General features: G+C 72.4%; 17 protein-coding genes and 1 riboswitch. Of the genes, 10 read left to right on the top strand and 7 right to left on the bottom strand.

The window, feature by feature from the left end:
- Positions 1 to 6: 6 nt before the first annotated feature.
- A complete protein-coding gene (locus ACIBG7_RS23850) occupies positions 7 to 1,056 on the bottom strand; it encodes a 3-isopropylmalate dehydrogenase (RefSeq protein ID WP_397337626.1) in 1,050 nt (349 codons plus the stop codon).
- A gap of 100 nt (positions 1,057 to 1,156) precedes the next feature.
- Positions 1,157 to 1,295: riboswitch (cyclic di-AMP (ydaO/yuaA leader) on the top strand.
- Positions 1,296 to 1,439: 144 nt separating this feature from the next.
- On the opposite strand from ACIBG7_RS23850, the gene ACIBG7_RS23845 reads away from it, so the two are divergent.
- A complete protein-coding gene (locus tag ACIBG7_RS23845; protein ID WP_397337625.1) occupies positions 1,440 to 1,898 on the top strand; it encodes a C40 family peptidase in 459 nt (152 codons plus the stop codon).
- Here the strand turns inward: ACIBG7_RS23845 and ACIBG7_RS23840 are convergent.
- Complete coding sequence (locus ACIBG7_RS23840; protein ID WP_397337624.1) at positions 1,882 to 3,036, bottom strand: ROK family protein; 1,155 nt, start codon at positions 3,034 to 3,036, stop codon at positions 1,882 to 1,884. The genes ACIBG7_RS23845 and ACIBG7_RS23840 overlap by 17 nt on opposite strands.
- A gap of 65 nt (positions 3,037 to 3,101) precedes the next feature.
- Here ACIBG7_RS23840 and ACIBG7_RS23835 point away from each other — a divergent pair, with 65 nt between their 5' ends.
- The 5 genes from ACIBG7_RS23835 to ACIBG7_RS23815 are packed head-to-tail and all read left to right on the top strand — an operon-like array spanning position 3,102 to position 7,749.
- Positions 3,102 to 4,184 carry a sugar ABC transporter substrate-binding protein gene (locus ACIBG7_RS23835; RefSeq protein WP_397337623.1) on the top strand — a complete coding sequence of 361 codons (1,083 nt, stop codon included), beginning with the start codon at positions 3,102 to 3,104 and terminating at the stop codon, positions 4,182 to 4,184.
- Positions 4,181 to 4,948 (top strand): ATP-binding cassette domain-containing protein, encoded by a 768-nt coding sequence (locus ACIBG7_RS23830; RefSeq protein ID WP_397337622.1) that lies wholly within the window; start codon positions 4,181 to 4,183, stop codon positions 4,946 to 4,948. Before ACIBG7_RS23835 ends, ACIBG7_RS23830 begins: the two co-directional genes overlap by 4 nt.
- Positions 4,941 to 6,089: a sugar ABC transporter permease gene (locus tag ACIBG7_RS23825; protein ID WP_357926386.1), complete on the top strand. Its 1,149-nt coding sequence runs from the start codon at positions 4,941 to 4,943 to the stop codon at positions 6,087 to 6,089. Before ACIBG7_RS23830 ends, ACIBG7_RS23825 begins: the two co-directional genes overlap by 8 nt.
- Entirely contained in the window at positions 6,086 to 6,937 is an 852-nt protein-coding gene (locus tag ACIBG7_RS23820; protein ID WP_397337621.1) for an ROK family protein, read from the top strand. Before ACIBG7_RS23825 ends, ACIBG7_RS23820 begins: the two co-directional genes overlap by 4 nt.
- Positions 6,937 to 7,749 carry a class I SAM-dependent methyltransferase gene (locus tag ACIBG7_RS23815; RefSeq protein ID WP_397337620.1) on the top strand — a complete coding sequence of 271 codons (813 nt, stop codon included), beginning with the start codon at positions 6,937 to 6,939 and terminating at the stop codon, positions 7,747 to 7,749. Before ACIBG7_RS23820 ends, ACIBG7_RS23815 begins: the two co-directional genes overlap by 1 nt.
- 355 nt (positions 7,750 to 8,104) lie before the next feature.
- Here the strand turns inward: ACIBG7_RS23815 and serA are convergent, their stop codons facing one another.
- Complete coding sequence (serA, locus tag ACIBG7_RS23810; protein WP_357926393.1) at positions 8,105 to 9,694, bottom strand: phosphoglycerate dehydrogenase; 1,590 nt, start codon at positions 9,692 to 9,694, stop codon at positions 8,105 to 8,107.
- Between the two features lie 223 nt (positions 9,695 to 9,917).
- Between serA and ACIBG7_RS23805 the strand changes: the two genes are divergently transcribed.
- Positions 9,918 to 10,775, top strand: coding sequence for a hypothetical protein (locus tag ACIBG7_RS23805; RefSeq protein WP_357926395.1), 858 nt, complete (start codon positions 9,918 to 9,920; stop codon positions 10,773 to 10,775).
- Positions 10,776 to 10,797: 22 nt separating this feature from the next.
- Positions 10,798 to 11,583, top strand: a complete 786-nt coding sequence (locus tag ACIBG7_RS23800; RefSeq protein ID WP_357926397.1) for a class I SAM-dependent methyltransferase — start codon at positions 10,798 to 10,800, stop codon at positions 11,581 to 11,583.
- Here ACIBG7_RS23800 and ACIBG7_RS23795 read toward each other — a convergent pair.
- The 3 genes from ACIBG7_RS23795 to ACIBG7_RS23785 are packed head-to-tail and all read right to left on the bottom strand — an operon-like array spanning position 11,537 to position 15,278.
- Positions 11,537 to 14,101 carry an FtsX-like permease family protein gene (locus ACIBG7_RS23795; protein WP_397337619.1) on the bottom strand — a complete coding sequence of 855 codons (2,565 nt, stop codon included), beginning with the start codon at positions 14,099 to 14,101 and terminating at the stop codon, positions 11,537 to 11,539. The two genes, ACIBG7_RS23800 and ACIBG7_RS23795, sit on opposite strands and share 47 nt — an antisense overlap.
- On the bottom strand, positions 14,098 to 14,778 hold the full coding sequence (locus ACIBG7_RS23790; protein ID WP_357926401.1) for an ABC transporter ATP-binding protein: 681 nt from the start codon (positions 14,776 to 14,778) through the stop codon (positions 14,098 to 14,100). The genes ACIBG7_RS23795 and ACIBG7_RS23790 overlap by 4 nt, the downstream gene beginning before the upstream one ends.
- Positions 14,775 to 15,278 carry a PadR family transcriptional regulator gene (locus ACIBG7_RS23785; RefSeq protein WP_357926403.1) on the bottom strand — a complete coding sequence of 168 codons (504 nt, stop codon included), beginning with the start codon at positions 15,276 to 15,278 and terminating at the stop codon, positions 14,775 to 14,777. The genes ACIBG7_RS23790 and ACIBG7_RS23785 overlap by 4 nt, the downstream gene beginning before the upstream one ends.
- Positions 15,279 to 15,360: 82 nt before the next feature.
- Here ACIBG7_RS23785 and ACIBG7_RS23780 point away from each other — a divergent pair, with 82 nt between their 5' ends.
- Entirely contained in the window at positions 15,361 to 15,918 is a 558-nt protein-coding gene (locus ACIBG7_RS23780; protein WP_357926406.1) for a DUF1707 and FHA domain-containing protein, read from the top strand.
- A gap of 6 nt (positions 15,919 to 15,924) precedes the next feature.
- Here the strand turns inward: ACIBG7_RS23780 and ACIBG7_RS23775 are convergent, their stop codons facing one another.
- Positions 15,925 to 17,214 carry an MFS transporter gene (locus ACIBG7_RS23775; protein WP_357926408.1) on the bottom strand — a complete coding sequence of 430 codons (1,290 nt, stop codon included), beginning with the start codon at positions 17,212 to 17,214 and terminating at the stop codon, positions 15,925 to 15,927.
- Positions 17,215 to 17,357: 143 nt separating this feature from the next.
- Here ACIBG7_RS23775 and dacB point away from each other — a divergent pair, with 143 nt between their 5' ends.
- Complete coding sequence (dacB, locus tag ACIBG7_RS23770) at positions 17,358 to 18,893, top strand: D-alanyl-D-alanine carboxypeptidase/D-alanyl-D-alanine-endopeptidase (RefSeq protein WP_357926411.1); 1,536 nt, start codon at positions 17,358 to 17,360, stop codon at positions 18,891 to 18,893.
- Positions 18,894 to 18,903: the final 10 nt, after the last annotated feature.

Raw genomic sequence — 18,903 nt, 5'->3', positions numbered from 1 at the left:
GTACGGCTAGGCGCCGCCGGCTACTCGTGCGGTGATGTCGTCACCGATCTCCTGGGTGCCGCGCACCCGGCCGCCGCTCCGCTCGAGGATGTCGGCGGCGACGGCCTGCTCGACGCGCTCGGCCTCGGCGGTCAGCCCGAGGTGCTCGAGGAGCATGGCGATGGAGAGGATGGTCGCGGTCGGGTCGGCCTTGCCCTGGCCGGCGATGTCGGGCGCGCTGCCGTGGACGGGCTCGAACATGCTCGGCGCGGTGCGGTCGGGGTTGACGTTGCCGCTGGCGGCCAGGCCGATGCCACCGGCGATGGCGGCGCCGATGTCGGTGATGATGTCGCCGAAGAGGTTGTCGGTGACGATCACGTCGAAGCGGCCTGGGTCGGTGACGAAGAACATCGAGGCGGCGTCGATGTGCTGGTAGTCGGTGGTGACCTCGGGGAAGTCGGCGGCGACCCGCTTGACGGTGCGGGCCCACAGGTCGCCGGCGAAGGTGAGGACGTTGGTCTTGTGGACCAGGGTGAGCTTCTTGCGGGGCCGCTCGGCGGCCTTGGCGAAGGCGTAGCGGACCACGCGCTCCACGCCGAAGGCGGTGTTGAGCGACTCCTGGGTGGCGATCTCGTGCGGGGTGCCCTTGCGCAGCACGCCGCCGGCGCCCGCGTAGAGGCTCTCGGTGCCCTCACGGACGACCACCATGTCGATGTCCTCCGGCGTGACGCCGGCCAGCGGCGTCTCGACGCCCGGGAACAACTTCACGGGCCGGAGGTTGACGTAGTGGTCGAGCTCGAAGCGGAGCTTGAGCAGCAGGTCGCGCTCCAGGACGCCCGGCGGCACGCTGGGGTCGCCGACCGCGCCGAGCAGGATCGCGTCGTAGCCGCGCAGCTCGTCGAGAGTGGCGTCGGGCAGCACTTCGCCGGTGCGGTGGTAGCGAGCGGCACCCAGGTCGTAGTGGGTGGTCTCGATCTTGACACCGGTCGCGTTGAGGACCTTCAGTCCTTCGGCGACGACTTCGGTGCCGATCCCGTCTCCGGGGATCACGGCCAGACGAATGTTGCGCGACTCCATGAGAACGTACCCTACCCCCCTGTCTCGCCCTGCGAACAACCGATCTCAAAAGGCGGACACGGCTTTTTGTCCGATTTGCGACCTTTTGACCCTTTCGTTAGAGTCCCACGAGCCTAATCCGTCACGTCCGTGACAGAGCCGGGGACCCACCTTTCTTCATGGGGCGAATCCCTTCGTGTAGGGCCGACTTCCAGGCCCGAGCCCGTCAGCTAACCCGGTCGGCCGCGTGGAAGGACCCTCCCCTGTCTCGCCTCGTTCTCGCCGCCCTCGCCCTCCCGCTGGCGCTCGCCGCCACCCCGGCCCCGGCCCACGCCTCGGCCGGCGCGGGCAGCACGCCGGAGAAGGCCGCCAGCATCACACTGGACGCCGCCCAGGTCAAGGAGGTGCGCGACCGGGCCGTCAAGCCGCCCGCCTGGAAGAAGGCCCTCACCTACGCCATGTCCAAGCGGGGCGTGCCGTACGTCTGGGGCGGGACCTCCGACCGCGGCTACGACTGCTCCGGACTCATGCTCCGCGCCTACGAGAGCGCGGGCATCGAGCTGCCCCGCACCGCGGCCCAGCAGTACTCCGCCTTCGGCAGGAAGATCTCCTGGAAGGAGCTCAAGCCGGGCGACATGGTCTTCTTCTCCGGCCTCGGGCACGTGGGCATGATCAGCCGCCCCGGGTACATGGTGCACGCCCCGCACTCCGGTGACGTGGTCAAGGAGGAGCGGCTCAGCGGCTGGCGGCGCGGCGCCTTCGTCGGCGCGGTCCGGCCCGACCCCAAGGGCGTCGCGCTCTGGGCGGCCCTGCTGAAGCAGAAGGCCAAGCCCGCCGAGACGATGCCTACCGCGAGCCTCTGAGCTCGAAGATCAACTCCCAGGCCCGGGCCTTGGCGTGGGCGACCGCGCCCAGCAGCACCCCGCTGTCGCCCAGCGCGCTGGCCACCACCTGGGGCCGCAGAGGCCCCAGCTCGGCGATCCGCCGCTGGATGGAGCGCCCGAGCAGGTCGAGGTTGTGCCCGACGCCGCCGGTGAGCACGATCACCTCCGGGTCGAGCACGGCCGCCACCGCGACCAGCAGCCCGCCGATCCGCCGGCCCTCGCCGTCGACCACCGACAACGCGACCGGGTCGCCCCCTGCCGCGGCGGCGAAGACCTCGCGGGCGCTGTCCAGCCGCAGCCCGGCGGCCTGGGCGGCGCGCACCACGCCGGGCGCGGCGGCGACCGTCTCGGTGGCGCCGCGCTCCAGGGTCTCGTCGCCCTCGGGCGCCTCGGCGGCCGGCAGGTAGGACACCTCGCCGGCCGCTCCGCGGGCGCCGACGTAGAGCTCGCCGTTGATGACGATGCCCATCCCGACGCCGGTGCCGACCGAGACCAGCGCGAAGTTGGCCTTGCCGCGGCCCTCGCCGTACGCCATCTCGCCGACCGCGGCGAGGTTGATGTCGTTCTCGATGACCAGCTCGACGCCGAGCGCGGCGGCCAGCCGTTCGCCCAGGTCAGGACCGGGCAGGTTGGGGGCGAGGGAGAGCAGCCCGGCCGCGGGGTCGTAGACGCCCGGCGCCCCGACCACCGCGCAGGCGATCGAGGACCACTCGACCCCGGCCTCGGCGGCGGCCTGCCGGGTCAGCTCGGCCACGCAGGCGGCCAGCTCGGCGGAGGTGCGGGCGGTGTTGCGTGCGTCGGTCCGCCCGACGAAGGCGGCCCGCAGGTCGGCGACGGCCACCCGGATCCAGTCGCGCCCGATGTCGATGCCCGCCACGTGCCGGGCGGCGGCGTTGAGGTCGTAGAGCGAGCTGACCGGCCCGGGCCGGCCCAGGACCTCGCCCACCAGGTGCACGAGGCCGTCCTCCTCCAGCCCGGCCAGCACGGCGGAGACGGTCGGTTTGGACAGGCCGGTCGCCTTCGCCAGGTCCGCGCGGGCGGCGGGACCGTGGGCGGCCAGCCGATCGAGGAGCTGCCGCTCGTTCAGCACGCGGAGCAGCCGCGGATTCCCCAGCACAGCGGAAGTCTAGCCAACGCGTTGATAGTAAATTACCTTTCTTACCAAATAGGAGAGGAGGGGCGATGCACCGCACAGCCGCCCTGGGAGCACTCTGCTTAGCCGCCGCCCTGCTGACCGCCTGCGGGTCCGGTACGGCAGGCCAGAACAGCGAGGCCGGCAAGACCAGCAAGATCGCGCTGTTCCTGCCGGAGTCCAAGACCACCCGGTACGAAGCCTTCGACCGCCCGCTGTTCGAGGCCAAGGTCAAGCAGCTCTGCCCCGACTGCGAGCTCCTGTACGGCAACGCCGACCAGGACGCCGCCAAGCAGCAACAGCAGGTCGAAGCCGCCCTGGCGCAGGGCGCGAACGTGATCGTCCTGGACGCCGTGGACGCCGGCGCGGTCGCGCCCCTGGTCAACCAGGCCAAGCAGCGCAAGGTCCCGGTGATCGCCTACGACCGGCTGATCTCCGGCATCGACTACGCCTACTACGTCTCCTTCAACAACGTCCGCGTCGGCGAGATGCAGGGCCAGGCGCTGCTGGAGGCGATGACCGCCAAGGGCGTGGCCGGCCAGGGCGAGATCGTGATGATCCACGGCTCCCCCACCGACCCCAGCTCGGCCGACTACAAGAAGGGCGCCAAGAGCGTCCTGGAGGGCAAGGTCAAGGTCGGGCGGGAGTTCGACACCCCCGACTGGAGCCCCGACAAGGCGCAGCAGCAGATGGAGCAGGCCATCACCGCCCTGGGCAAGGACCGGATCGTCGGCGTGCTGAGCGCCAACGACGGCATGGCGGGCGGCGCCATCGCGGCCATGAAGCGCGCCGGGTACCAGACCCTGCCGCCGATCACCGGACAGGACGCCGAGCTCGCCGCCGTGCAGCGCATCCTCACCGGCGAGCAGTACATGACCATCTACCTGGACATCCGGGCCGAGGCGGAGAAGTCGGCGGAGCTGGCCGTGGCCCTGGCCAAGGGCACCCCGGTCCAGGCCCCGGCCAAGGTGCACAACGGGACCGCCGACATCCCGGCCTTCCTGCTCGACCCCATCGCGGTCACCGCGGACAAGGTCAAGGACACGATCGTCAAGGACGGGTTCTACACCGTCGAGCAGATCTGCACGGCCGAGGTCAAGGCCGCCTGCGCGAAGGCGGGCCTGCAGCAGTGATCTCCGCCACCGGGATCACCAAGCGCTACGGCGCGGTCCAGGCGCTCTCGGGGGCGAGCCTGGACCTGCGCCCCGGCGAGGTCGTCGCGCTCGTCGGCGACAACGGCGCGGGCAAGTCCACCCTGGTCAAGGTCGTCTCCGGCGTGATCACGCCGGACGGCGGCACGATCTCCGTGGACGGCTCGCCGGCCCGCATCGCCGGCCCGCACGACGCCCGCGCCCTCGGCATCGCCACCGTCTACCAGGACCTCGCCCTCTGCGAGAACCTCGACGTGGTCGCCAACCTCTTCCTCGGCACCGAGCCGAACCGCTTCGGGCTGCTCCGCGGCATCGCGATGGAGCGCCGGGCCCGCGAGCTGCTCACCCGGCTGGAGGTGCGGATCCGGGACCTGACCGTGCCGGTCGCCCAGCTCTCCGGCGGGCAGCGCCAGTCGGTGGCCATCGCCCGCGCCCTGCTCGGCGAGCCTCGCCTGGTCATCCTCGACGAGCCCACCGCCGCGCTCGGCGTCGAGCAGACCGCCCAGGTGCTCGACCTGATCGGCCGGTTGCGCGAGCGCGGGCTGGCCGTGCTGGTGATCTCGCACAACCTGGCCGACGTCCGGGCGGTCAGCGACCGCGTGGTCGTGCTGCGGCTCGGGCGCAACGCCGGGGAGTTCCGCACCGCGGAAGCCACCCAGGAGGAGATCGTCGCCGCCATCACAGGAGCCGCCGACACAGGAGCCGCCATCACAGGAGCCGCCATCACGGGAGCCGCAGATGACTGAGCTGAAGGCCGGTTGGATCAGGGGCAGAGCCGGGGACCTCGGGCCGTGGCCGGCGATCGGCAGCCTGGTCGCCATCGCCGCCGTCCTGCAGTCGCTCAACAGCCGCTTCCTGTCCCCCGAGAACCTCACCAACCTGGCCCTGCAACTGGCCGCCACCGGCACCATCGCGCTCGGCGTGATCATGGTGTTGCTGCTCGGCGAGATCGACCTGTCGGTCGGCTCGGTCAGCGGCCTGGCCGCGGTGGTCATGACCATCCTGCACGTGCGCGAGGGCTGGTCCGCGCTGACCGCCATCGGCGTCGCGCTCCTGGCCGCCGCCGCCATCGGCGTGCTGCACGGCCTCATGCACACGACCCTGCGCATGCCGTCCTTCGTGGTCACGCTGGCCGGGCTGATGGGCTGGGCCGGGCTGATGTGGTTCCTGCTGGGCGACGGCGGCACGATCAACCTGGACTTCGCCGGCTTCGTCTCCGGGCTCAGCGACACCTGGCTGCCGCCGTGGCTGTCGTGGGCGATCGTGGCCGTGCTGGTGCTGGGCCGGGCGGGCGGCGTGCTGGTGGTGCGCCGGCGGCGGGCGGCGGCCGGGCTGCCCGTGGACCCGCCGTGGCCGGCGGCGATCCTGCTGGCCGTGCAGGCGCTGCTGCTCGCCGGGGCGGTGCTCGCGCTGAGCGCCGACCGCGGGGTGCCGCTGCTGCTGGTCCTGTTCGGCGGCCTGGTGATCGGGCTGGACGCGGTGTTGCGGCACACCGTCTTCGGCCGGTGGCTCTACGCCGTGGGCGGCGACGCCGAGGCCGCGCGCCGGGCGGGCATCCCGGTGCGCCGCATCCGGGTGCTCGCCTTCGCGCTCGCCTCGGTGCTGGCCGCGACCGGCGGCATCCTGGCCGCGAGCCGGCTGTCGGCGGTCAACCAGGCCTCCGGCGGCAGCGACATCCTGCTCATGGCCATCGCCGCCGCGGTGATCGGCGGCACCTCGCTCTTCGGCGGGCGGGGCCGCGCCTACAACGCCCTGCTCGGCATCCTGGTCATCCAGTCGATCACCAACGGCATGCTGCTGCTGAGCGTCGACACCGACATCCGCTTCATGGTGACCGCCGCCGTGCTCGTCCTGGCCGTGGCGATCGACTCGGTGGCCCGCCGGTGAGCCGGGTCCTGGGCATCGACGTCGGCGGCACCAAGATCGCCATTGGCTGCTCCGACGCCGACGGCCCCGTGCTGGCCGGGCACGTACGCCTGCGCACGGGGGACGATCCCCTGGCCACCGCGCTGGCCGCCGCCCGCGACCTGGCCGGGGCCCCGGCCGCGGTCGGCTTCTCCACCACGGGCGTGATCCGCCAGGGCGTCGTACGGCTGGCGCCGAACGTGCCCGGCTGGGACGGCCTCGAACTGCCCCGGCTGCTGCGCGAGGCCTACGCGCCGGTCCCGGTCGCCATCGACAACGACGTCAACGCCGCCGCCGCGGCCGAACTGCGCTGGGGCGCGCTGCGCGGCGTCTCCTGCGGCCTCTACCTGAACCTCGGCACCGGCCTGGCCGCCGCGCTGGTCGTCGACGGCCGGGTCTTCGCCGGCGCGCACGGGGCGGCGGGCGAGATCGGCTACGTGCTGACCGACCCCGGCAGCCCGGGCTTCGCCGCCGGGCACGCGCCGCTGGAGGACCGCTTCTCCGGCGCCGGGCTGGCCCGCCAGGCCTCGGCCGAGCTCGGCACGCCGACCACCGCCGCCGAGCTCTTCGCCGGCGACGTCCTGCCGCACCTGGTGGAGGCGGCGCTGGCCGACCTGACCACGGCCGTGGCCAACCTGTGCGTGAGCCTCGACCCGGAATGCCTGGTGGTCGGCGGCGGGCTCATGGGGGCCGCGCCGGTCATCCTGCCCGCGCTGGAGGAGCGGCTCCGCCGTACCGTGCCGTTCCCGCCGCGGGTGCGGCGGGCCCGGTTCGCCGACGACGCCTCGCTGCTCGGCGCGCTGGCGCTGGCCCGTTCTATGGTGGAGTGATGGAGAGGATCAGGCTCACCGGCGCGCAGGCCACCATGCTCGCCACCCTGTACGGCAAGGCCATGGACGCTCGCTCGCCCAACTCCGTCCTCCACGACACGATGGCCCTGGAAGCGGTCCGCCGGATCGACCACGACTTCTCCAAGGTCGGCATCAAGCCCGGCGACGCCTCCACCGTGGCGCTGCGCAGCCTGCACTTCGACGGCTGGACCCGCGAGTTCCTCGCCGCCCACCCCGAGGCGACCGTGCTGCACCTGGGGTGCGGCCTGGACACGCGGGTCTTCCGCGTCGATCCGGGCCCGGGCGTGCGGTGGTTCGACGTGGACTACCCGGACGTCATCGACCTCAGGCGCAAGGTCTTCCCCGAGCGCGAGGGCGACTACACGCTGCTGGCCACGCCGGTGACGCCGGCCGGCTGGCTCGCACAGGTGCCGGCCGACCGGCCGGTGCTGGTCGTGGCCGAGGGCCTGACCATGTACCTCCGGGAGGAGGCCGGCCGGGAGCTGTTCCGCGCGATCGTGGAGCGCTTCCCCTCGGGTCAGCTCGTCTTCGACGGGTTCAGCAAGCGCGGGATCAAGCTGCAGAAGGTGAACAAGGCCGTCCAGGTCGCCGGCGCCACGCTCTACTGGGGCGTCGACGGGCCCGCCGAGCTGGAGTCGATCCATCCGGCGTTGCGCTGCGTCAGCGCGGTGAGCGCGTTCGACCTCGACGGGTTCGACCGCGTGCGGCTCGCCTACCGGCTGCTGGCGAAGGCGGCCAGGATGATCCCGGTCATGCGCCGGATGGCGATCATGTACCGGCTGGAGTTCTAGGAGCCGAGCGGCCGGCCGCCGTTGTCGCGGCGGTCGAGGGCGATCTGGACGGCCTCGACGGCCTCGTCCTCGGTGTCCTCAGGGCTGTTCCACGAATACATGTCATACATGTGCGTCTCATCTCGAAGATCGCGAACGACGGAAAGAGTCTGAAGGCCTCGGCTCCGGATCGCGGACGCTCGGGACAGACCTGTCGCGCGGGGCAGGGAAGTGGTGCTTCCACCTGCCAGCTTGCTCTCCACGATAACAGCGAATCTCGTAGGATGTCCTACTATCTCGCATGCTGAGACATGCAGGTGGGACAACAGAACGGCCGGCGGGATCGTTCCCGCCGGCCGTGGTGCACTACAGGTGGCTAGTCGGCCAGGTCGACCGAGCGGCCGCTGTCGGCGCCGATCTCGCTCACGATCTGGTCGAGCACGCCCGACGGGATGGCCGAGTCGACGGTCAGCGCGATGAGCGCCTTGCCGCCCTTGACGTCCCGGGCCACCTGCATCGAGGCGATGTTCACCGTGTGGTCGCCGAGGATGCGGCCGACCACGCCGACGATGCCGGGACGGTCGGCGTAGGTGAAGAAGGCCAGGTGGTCGGTGGGCTCGATCTCCATCTCGTAGCCGTTGACCTCGACGATCTTGGTGATCTGCCGCGGGCCGGACAGCGTGCCCGAGACCGAGACCTGGCGGCCGTCGGCCAGCACGCCGCGCACGGTGACGACGTTGCGCCAGTCGGGGCTCTCCTCCGAGGTGACCAGGTCCACCGCCAGGCCGCGCTCCTTGGCGATGAGCGGGGCGTTGACGTAGGTGACCTGCTCCTCGATGACGTCGGTGAAGACGCCCTTGAGCGCGGCCAGCTCCAGCACGCGCACGTCCTGGTTGGCGATCTCGCCGCGCACCTCGACGTCGAGCTTGGTCGCGGTCTCGCCCGCCAGCGCGGTGAAGACGCGGCCCAGCTTCTCGGCCAGCGGCAGGCCCGGCTTCACGTCCTCGGCGACCGCGCCGCCCTGGACGTTGACCGCGTCCGGCACGAACTCGCCGGCCAGGGCGAGCTTGACACTGCGGGCGACCTGGGTGCCGGCCTTCTCCTGGGCCTCGTGGGTCGAGGCGCCGAGGTGCGGGGTGACGACGACCTGGTCGAGCTCGAAGAGCGGGTGCTCGGTCATCGGCTCCTTGGAGAAGACGTCGAGACCGGCGCCGGCGACCCGGCCCTCCTTGATCGCGGTGTAGAGGGCGTTCTCGTCGACGATGCCGCCGCGCGCCACGTTGATGATCCGCACGTTGGGCTTGACCTCGTGCAGTTCCTTGTCGCCGAGGAGGCCGAGGGTCTCCTTCGACTTGGGCAGGTGCACGGTGATGAAGTCGGCGGTCTTGATGGCCTCGTCCAGGCTGACCAGGCGCACGCCCATCTGCGCGGCGCGAGCCGGGGGCAGGTAGGGGTCGTAGGCGATCAGCTCGACGCCGAAGGGCTGCAGGCGCTGCGCCACGAGCTGGCCGATCTTGCCCAGGCCGAGGATGGCCACGACCTTCTCGTCCAGCTCGACGCCGGTGTACTTGGACCGCTTCCACTCGCCGTTCTTGAGCGCGGCGTGCGCCTGGGCGGTGTTGCGGGCGCTGGCCAGGATGAGCGCGATGGTCTGCTCGGCGGCGCTGGTGATGTTGGAGGTCGGCGCGTTGACCACCATCACGCCGGCCTTGGTTGCGGCCTCGACGTCGACGTTGTCCAGGCCGACGCCCGCGCGGGCGACCACCTGGAGCTTCGGTGCGGCGGCGATGGCCTCGGCGTCCACCTGCGTGGCGGAGCGCACGATCAGCGCGTCCACGTCGGCGAGAGCGGGCAGGAACTGAGCTCGGTCGGCGCCGTCGGTGTGACGGACTTCGAAGTCCGTGGCGAGTACGGCGAGGCCGGCCTCCGACAGCTCCTCTGCGACCAGGACGACGGGCTTGTTCACTGATGAGATCCTTCGGGCGGACATGGCAGGGGCACTTCGACGGGCCCCCGTGGGATCCCCCAGAGTCTATCCAGCCTTGTGAACGCGTTCACGAGTGTCCCAGGATCTGGGCGTTACCCAGCGAATGCCAAGATCATCCAGGTCGCGGCCATCTTTGTCTTGATCGGGAGTTTTATTCGGCATTAGCCTGATAAGTCGTGGCCGACTACCTAGGGTTCGTCCTATGAGCATCGGGAACCCCGCTCTCGCCGACGTGCTCCGCCAGCATGGCAACCCGCACCGCCTGCTGTCCGCGCTCGCCGACGGTGGAGTCCTGGTGGCCGTGCGTCCAGACCGCTCCGTGGTCCTGGGCACCACCCAGTCCGGAGACCGGGTGCTGCTCGGCTACACCGGGCCGGACACCTACGCGCGGCACCGCGGTAGCCATTCCCTGTCGGCGTGCGACGCCGACACCATCCTCGACATCCAGCGGGTCACGGGCGTGCGGGAAATCGTGATCGACGCTGCCGGGCCGGCCGCCGCGGCCGTGCCCATCGAGGACCTCCAGCGCTTCCTGCGAGCCGTACGCTCCGGACCCATGCCGGCCCTGTCCGGCGCGGTGCCCGCGGCATACGCGACCGGGGCCATGGCCACGGTCTCGCGGAACGCGCCCGCCTTCGCCCAGGCGCTGCCCGCGCCGGTCACCGCGCCGCCGCAGGCGTGGATCCCGGCGCCGCGGCCGCACCTGTCCGGCCCGATGCAGCAGGTGGACCCGGGTTACCGGCGGTGCACCCATCCGATCCTGCCCGCGCTGCGCCGGGCGATCGCGACCCTCCTGGCGGACTTCCCGCTGGTGCACCACGTGTGGATCTCCGAGGCCCGCACCGCCTCCGGCGCGCCCGGGATCATGCTGCACGTCAAGGTGCACATGTCGGCCGCCGAGGACGTCGTGCGCGACCTGCACCGCGGGGTCAGGGCCCGGCTGCCGCAACTGGCCGCCAGCGAGGCTCCCATCCTGATGGCCCGCGTGGCGGACACCCGAAGCGAGAGACGCATGATAGAGATCGGAGCACACGTCGTGTGCGCCGACGTGACCGACTGACCGCACAGGGGGTGCCGTCCGGGTGAAACGCACGAACCCCCTGCACCAGCTCCGGTACGCCGCCCGGCACCCGGACCGGATCCTGCCGCACCTGCGCCGGCTGGCGCGCGACACCTGGTTCCGGCTGCGCGCGCCCGACCACATCGCGTACTACCGCGCGGTCATGAAGTCGGACGTCGCGCGCAGCCCGGAGGGCGCGGTCGGCTCGCACACGCACAAGCGCTGGCTGGCGCTCGGGCGCATGCAGTTCGACTACCTCGTCGGTCACGGGCTGCGGCCCGGGCACCGCATGCTGGAGATCGGCTGCGGCAACCTGCGGGCCGGCCACCTGTTCATCGGCCACCTCGACCCGGGCCACTACTACGGGATCGACATCTCGCCCGACATCCTCTTCGCCGCGCAGCAGACGCTGGTGCGCTTCGGCCTGGCCGACCGCCTGCCGTACCTCACGCCCGTCCGTGACCTGCGCTTCGAGTTCCTGCCCGCCGAGCACTTCGACGTCGTGCACGCGCACAGCGTCTTCTCGCACTCGCCGCTGCCGGTGATCGAGGAGTGCTTCGCGCACGTCGGCCGGATCATGCGGCCCGGCGGGTGGTTCGACTTCACCTTCGACCGCACCGAGGGCGCCGAGCACCAGGTGCTCGGCGAGGACTTCTACTACCGGACCGAGACCCTGCTCGCCCTGGCCGGCAAGCACGGTCTCGACGGCGTCTTCATGGACGACTGGGAGAAGCTGCCGCACAAGCAGTCGAAGATCCGCCTCACCCGAGCCGGCGCGGCGGTGGGCCCGGACGCAACCGCCGGGTGAACAGGCCCGCGATCAGCGCGGCCAGCAGCGGCAACCCGAGGACCAGACCCAGCGAGAAGCCCCACGGCACGGCCACGGTGAAGCCCGCCGACCCGTCGCTCACCGACAGCCCGCCGTGCCCCAGCCGCGTCCTCCCGGTGCTCGCCCAGGCCAGCGCCACGCCCGGGACGATCGCGACCAGCAAGCCGGCCACCGCGCCCAGGAGCGCGATGTAGCCCGCCTGGCCGGCCAGCACCAGCCGGCGCAGGCCGCCCGAGGCGCCGATCGCCGCCATGACCTGCTGGTCGGGGCGCAGGTCCGCCGCGGCGAGCCGGGTGGCCACCAGCGTGCCGCCCAGCACCAGCAGCCCGGCCGCGCCGAACAGCACCCACAGTTGCGGGGTGAGGTAGTCCTCGTAGCCCGCCTCCACGTAGACGTCCGCAGCCGCGCCCGCGGCGGTCGCCGCCCGCTCCAGCCGCAGCTCGTCGGCCGGGGAGCCGGTGGTGAACAGCTTGCGTTCGGCGACCTGGAAGCCGGCCCGCTCCAGCGCGACGCGCGGCACGATCGCGCCGCCCTGGTGCTCGGCGGCGGCCTCGGCCCGTACGGCGGGCACCTCGATCTCGCGGGTCCGCGATCCCTGGCCGCCGAAGGGGTTGTTCGCGGCGAGCCTCACCCGGGAGGCGCCCGGGGCGAAGCCGGGGTCGAAGACCACCGCCTTGCCCTCGGCCAGCGCCGCGGCGGCCACCGGATCGTCGCGGCCCTGGATCAGCCGCAGCAGCTCGGGGCCGCCGATCGGCACGTCGCCGCCGAACACGCCGTAGGAGCGGCGCAGCCCCGGGCGGGTCAGGCTCTGCAGGTCCAGCGACAGGATGTACGGTTCGCCGCCGATCATCACGTCGTAGCCGGAGATCAGCGGGCGGCCGGGCAGGCTCTGCGCCGCCGCGCTCCTGACCTTCGCCCAGGCGGACTCGTCGGCGTCCCGGGCGTGGATCTGCACGGTGCCGAGGGGCATGCCGGGCCAGTAGGCGGCGCGGTTGTCCTCGAAGTTGCTGTGGTAGCCGATGCCGAAGGCCAGGGCCGCCGAGGAGGCCGCCATCACGGCCGCGGCGGCGGAAGCCGTACGGGCTCGGTGGCGGACCGCGTCGCGGACGGGCAGGCGCAGCGGGAGCGGCAGGCGCGCGGCCGGGCGGCCGGTCCACTCGATCAGCCTCGGCAGCAGCGCGATCATGCCGAGGACGACCAGCACGGCCGCGGCGATCACGTTCAGCTCGCGGTCGAAGCCGTCCCCGGCGGCCATCAGCAGGGTCAGCCCGATCCCGATCGCGATCAGCAGGGCGCCCAGCACCGGCTTGCCCGCCTTGCCGCGCACCTCGGGCGCGCGCCCGGCCAGGACCCGGGCCGGCTCCTGCCGCCCAGCCTGTACGGCAGGCACCAGCGCGGCCACGAGGGCGCTGACGACGCCCAGCACGGCGACGCCGAGCACGCTCACCCACGGCACCTCGACCGGCCCGATCGAGCTGAGCCTCCACCCCGCGGCCAGATGGGCCCCGCCGATCCCCAGGCCGACGCCGAGCCCGGCGGCGAGCAGCGAGGCCAGCCCGCCAAGGATCAGCCCCTCGGCCAGCACGACGGCCCGCAGGTGCCGCGGCGAGCCGCCCTGGGCGGCCACCAGCGCGAGCTCGTGCCGCCGCCGGCGCAGCCCGATGGCGAAGGCCGGTCCGGCCAGCAGCGCGGTCTCCAGCACGATCATGAAGATGGCCAGCCCGAGCCCGACCGCCATCTCCTCGCTCCGGAGCAGCGGGGCCTCCTCCTCCGCGAGGAGCCGGGTGGCGACGATCAGGCCGTGCGAGTTGAACTGGATGATCTCCGCCCGGCCCACGCCGCCGGGCAGGTCGACCAGCCAGCCGAGATCGAGCCCGCGCGGCGGGTTGAGCAGGAGCGCGCCGGGCAGTGCGGCGAGCTCCTGGAGGGCGGGCCGCTGGGGATCGGCCACGACGCCGACGACCCGGAAGCTCCGGTTGTCCGGCGGCACCACCAGGGTGCTGCCCACCGAGGCCCCGCGCTCGGCGAGGGCGGGGGTCGCGGCGACCTCGCCGGCCGTGGCGGGCAGGCGGCCCTGCCGCAGCTCGCGCAGGCCCTTCGCCAGCGGGTCGCGCAGGTCGACCTCGGTGATCTCGACGATGTCGAGCCCGCCGGGCAGCCGGACCGGCCCGGTGCCCTCGTACAACGGGATGTGCCGGGCGCCCGCCGGCAGCAGGGCGGCCAGCCGCTCCTCGCTCCACACCGCGCGCTCGGTCGAGCCCGTGCCGGTGTACGAGTGGCCGTCGAGCTGCTGGACGGGGCCTTCGTGCGCGGTGGCCGAGAGGGCGGCGTCGGCCGAGCCGATGCGCTGCCGCAGCCCTTCCAGGGCGGAGACGTCGGCGGTGGCCGCCCCGGTCAGCAGCGCGGTGAAGACGAGGACCGGCAGCCCGATCATCGCCATGATCAGCGCGCTGCGGCCCCTGGCGCGCAGGATGCCGCCCCACACCAGCCGCCTCATCGGGCGCTCTCCAGCTCCGCCGAGTCGACGACCCGGCCGTCGCGCAGGAACACCACGCGGTCGGCCCAGCCGGCGTAGCGGGGCTCGTGCGTGACGAGCAGCACCGCCGCGCCGGCGTCGCAGCGGGCCCGCAGGAGCCGGAGGATCTCGTCGCCCATCCGGGTGTCGAGCGCGCCCGTGGGCTCGTCGGCCAGCAGCAGCCGCCGCTCCCCCACCAGCGCCCGCGCGATGGCCACCCGCTGGCGCTCGCCGCCGGACAGCTCGTCGGGGAAGCGGCCGGCCGCCTGCTCGGCGCCGGCCTCGGCCAGCGCCCGGCGGGCCTGCTCCCGGGCCCGGGCGGTGCGCACGCCGTCGAGCTCGCGCGGGAGCATCACGTTCTCCAGCGCGGTGAGCGAGGGGATCAGGTTGAGGTCCTGGAAGACGTAGCCCACGCTGCGCCGCCGCAGCTCGGCCAGGGAAGCGGCGCTCAGCCCGCCGAGCGGCACGCCCCCGACGGCCACGCTGCCCGAGGTGGGCCGGTCGAGCCCGCCGGCGAGGTTGAGCAGGGTGGACTTGCCCGACCCGGACGGCCCCATGACGGCGACCAGTTCCCCGGCCGCGACGCTGAGGCTGATCCCGCCCAGAGCCCGCTGCTCCCCGTAGGCCCGGACGACGTCCACGAGCGTTAACACGGTCATGACGACCCTTCTCTGAGTACGGCTTCGCAGTGGTCCAGCCAGCGCTGCTCCGCCTCGGCCTGGAAGATCATGGAATCGACGACCAGGCGCTGGGCCGGGGAGCCGTCGCGCTTGGCGCGGGTGAGCTCCTGCAGGGTGCGCATGGTCGCGGTGCGCTGCGCCTGGATGACCCGGAGCGCGGCCGGATGGGTGGTCACCGCCATCGCCAGTTTGATCACCAGCTCGTCCCGCGGCCGGTCGGTCTGGGTGACCGGGGTGTCGAACCAGCGCTGGAGCTCCTCCCGTCCGGCGCCGGTGATGCGGTAGACCACCCGGCCCTGCTCGTCGGTCTCCCCCGGCTCGACCAGGGCGTCCCGTTCCATGCGCGCGAGCGTCGTGTACACCTGGCCGATGTTGAGCGGCCAGGTGGCCCCGGTGGACGACTCGAACTCGGCACGCAGTTGGTACCCGTAGCGGGGACCCCGGCTGAGCAAGGCCAGGAGGCCGTGCCTGATTGACATGAATACTGAGTATGCATACTCAGTATTCAGTGGGCAACCGTATTCTGGACATCACCCGTCATTCAGCCCGATACTCTGGGGCATGGGCTCGACGCAACCTCCGTATCGCGCATCGGACGGCGAGCGCGATCGCGCGATCGACGAGCTCCGCGACCGCGCGGTCGAGGGACGCCTGTCCCCCGAGACCTTCATCGGCCGCGTCGACATGGCCCTGCGGGCCCGGAGCCGGCACGAGCTCGACGACCTCGTCGCCGACCTCCCGCCGCCGAACACCTTCCGCCATCGCCTCGCCCACGCCGTGGGGTCGGTGTCGGAGTTCGTCACGCGCGTGCAGTCGGCCTGGCGGCGGCCGCGGCTGCCCCGGCTGGCGCTGCCCGACGACGAGCGGCTCCGCTTCGTCGTGGGCCGCGGCTCGGCCTGCGACCTGGTGCTCGCCGACCTCACCGTCTCGCGCGTCCACGCCGAGCTGCGGCGGGAGGCGGACGGCGGCTGGCTCATCGTCGACCTGGGCTCCCTGAACGGCACCCGGCTGAACGGCTGGCGGCTCGTCGGCCCGGCACGGGTGCGCTCGGGCGACGAGGTGTCCTTCGGGGACTGCGGCTTCCTGCTCAGCTCCGGCCAGCCGTCCCTGCCCCGCTGACCGCCCTCAGCGCGCGGCGGCCATGGTCTCCGCGGTGAGCCGGTAGCGCAACGTCAGCACGATCGCCACCCCGACGAAGAACGCCGGCAGCAGCGTGCCGCCGTACAGCACGGCCTGCACCGCGGAGTCGGCCTGCTCCACGCGCGTCTTCGCGTCCGACTCGCGGAAGCCCCCCGCCCCGAGCACCCAGCCCAGCACCAGCGCGCCGAAGGCGAACACCACGGTCTCGGCCGCCGTCCACAACCCGGTGAACACCCCGGCCCGCCTGGTGCCGGTCACCACGTTGTCGTGCGCGATCACGTCGGCCATCATCGAGAACTGCAGGAGCTGGATGCCGGCGTACCCGACCCCGACCAGCAGCACCGCCACGTGCGCGTAGAGCGCGCCGAGGGCCGGGGTGAACGCCATCGCCACCGCGCCGGCGAGGAACAGCGCCGACGACAGCACCATCGCCCCGCGCTTGTCCAGCCGCCTGGCCAGCCACACCCACAGCGGCATCGTCAGCAGGATCGGGCCCACCAGGCAGGCGAACAGCGTGGTGGTGGCGGCCGGGTCGCCGACGATGTAGGTGGCGAAGTAGGGCGCCCCGGCGAGCATCGTGCCCGCGGCGAACATCTGCGCGCAGCTCAGCGCGAGCAGGACGAGGAAGTGCCGGTTGGTCCTGGCCACCGCGAGCTGGCGGCGCAACGACGGCTCGGCCTGGGCGTGACCGACGACGGGGGCGCCTGCCGTACCCCAGTAGGTGCCCAGCATCGCGGCCAGCAGGACCACGCCGATGACCAGGCCCATCACGTGGTAGCCGAGGCCGTTGGCGATCACCGGGGCCAGCGCGCCGGACAGCAGGATCGCGACACCCAGGAAGATCATGCGCCACTGCAGCAGCGAGGAGCGCTCGTGGTAGTCGTCGGTCATCTCGGCCGGCATCGCCTTGTACGGCACCTCGAAGAAGGCGTAGGCGGTGGCGGTGAGGAAGAAGAAGAACCCGACGTAGAGCGCGGCCGGCACCCCGGTCATCGTGGGCGCGGCGAAGGTCAGCGCGAAGGCGGGCGGGAGGGTGACCGCGCCGAGCAGCAACCACGGGCGGCGGCCCCCGGTGCGGTCCGAACGCTGGCCGACCCACGGGTTGATCAGCATGTCCCAGAGCTTGGGCAGGAAGACCACCAGGCCGGCCAGCCAGGCGGGCACCGCGAGCTGGTTGGTCATGTAGAAGAGCAGCAACAGGCCTGGAACGGTGGAGAACGTGCCCGTGCAGAAGGAGCCGATGCCGTAGCCGATCCGAATACCCCTGGGGACCATTGCCACATTACAGCCGAGCGACCGCTCGTTTGGTAGTGCCTCTTCCCCGAATGTCTTCCGCAAAATACGGAGATTTGCGGATTACAGGGCCGCTCGGCCGCCGCATGATCCGACGAGATCCCTCAGCCCTTTGGAGACCCCCCATGCGGCGCACCTCAGCCTCCCTCGTCGCGGGCGCGCTCATCGCGACCCTCGCGTGGGCGTCCAGTCCGGCCACGGCCGTCGACCCCGAACCGGGCGTCGCCGACCTGACCCGCGACATCAACCTCATCCTCGGCGACAGCCGCCTCACCATCGCCCGCGCCGCCGTCACCGTGCGCAACGCCACCACCGGCGAGGAGCTGTACACCCAGGACGGCGGCAAGCTCATGACGCCCGCCTCCAGCGCCAAGCTCTTCACCTCGGCCGCCGCCGCCGAGGTGCTCGGCCTCGACTACCGCTTCGACACCACCGCCCTGCGCGCCGGCCGCCAGGTCGGCTCGGCGCTCGTCGGCGACCTGGTCCTGCGCGGCACCGGCGACCCGACGATGCTGGCCGCCGACTACGACACCCTGGCCGCCGCCGTGGCCGCCAAGGGCATCCGCACGGTCACCGGCAAGCTCGTCGCCGACGACACGTGGTTCGACACCCAGCGCCTCGGCAACGACTGGGCCTGGGACGACGAGCCGTACTACTACAACGCGCCGATCTCCGCGCTCACCGCCTCGCCCGACCGCGACTACGACGCCGGCACGGTGATCGTCTCCGTCGCGCCCGCGGGCTCGTCGGTCAAGGTGAGCGTCTCGCCCGAGACCGACGTGCTGAAGATCGACAACCGGGCCACCGTCGGCGCGACCACCAACGTGCTCATCGAGCGGCAGCACGCCACCAACACGGTCCTGATCACCGGCACCGTCTCGGAGGAGACCTCCGAGTGGGTGACGGTCGACGACGCCACCCGCTACGCGGCCTCCCTGTTCCGCTCGGCCCTCACCAAGCACGGCGTCCGCGTCCTCGGCCGGACCGTCACCGGCGCCGCCGCCTCCGACGCCGTCGAGCTGGCCAAGCACCAGTCGATGCCGCTCAGCGAGCTGCTCGTGCCGTTCATGAAGCTCAGCAACAACATGCACGCCGAGATCCTCACCAAGGCCATGGGGCGCAAGGTCGCCAACGCGGGCACCTGGGCCGCCGGGCTCAAGGTCACCCACGACTTCGCCCGCGCCCAGGGCGTGCAACTGCTCAACCTGCGCGACGGCTCCGGGCTGTCCCGCCGCGACGGCGTGAGCACCGGGTCCATCACCCAACTGCTGGTGGCGGCGCGGGGCAAGCCGTGGTTCCAGACCTGGTACAACTCGCTCCCGATCGCCGGCGACCCCGACCGGCTCGTCGGCGGCACCCTGCGCAGCCGGATGCGGAACACGCCCGCCGCCGGGAACGTCCACGCCAAGACCGGCTCGCTGACCGGGGTGACCTCGCTGTCCGGCTACGTCACCAGCGCCGACGGGGAGCCGCTGGCCTTCTCGGTCATGCTCAACCAGTACCTGTCCGGCTCGCCCAAGGACATCGAGGACAAGATCGCCGTACGGCTGGCCAACTTCCGCCGCTCCGCCCCGGACGCGGCCGCCCCCGAGCTGCGCTCGGGCGACCCGGTCAGCTACCCGGACCTCGAGTGCTCGTGGCTGAAGCCCGCCCAGTGCTGACCTGGGGTTA

The organism is Nonomuraea sp. NPDC050328 (assembly GCF_044459405.1).
GTDB lineage: Bacteria > Actinomycetota > Actinomycetes > Streptosporangiales > Streptosporangiaceae > Nonomuraea.
The sequence above is the reverse complement of the archived record's forward strand: the minus strand, read 5'-3'. Positions and strand labels throughout refer to the sequence as shown.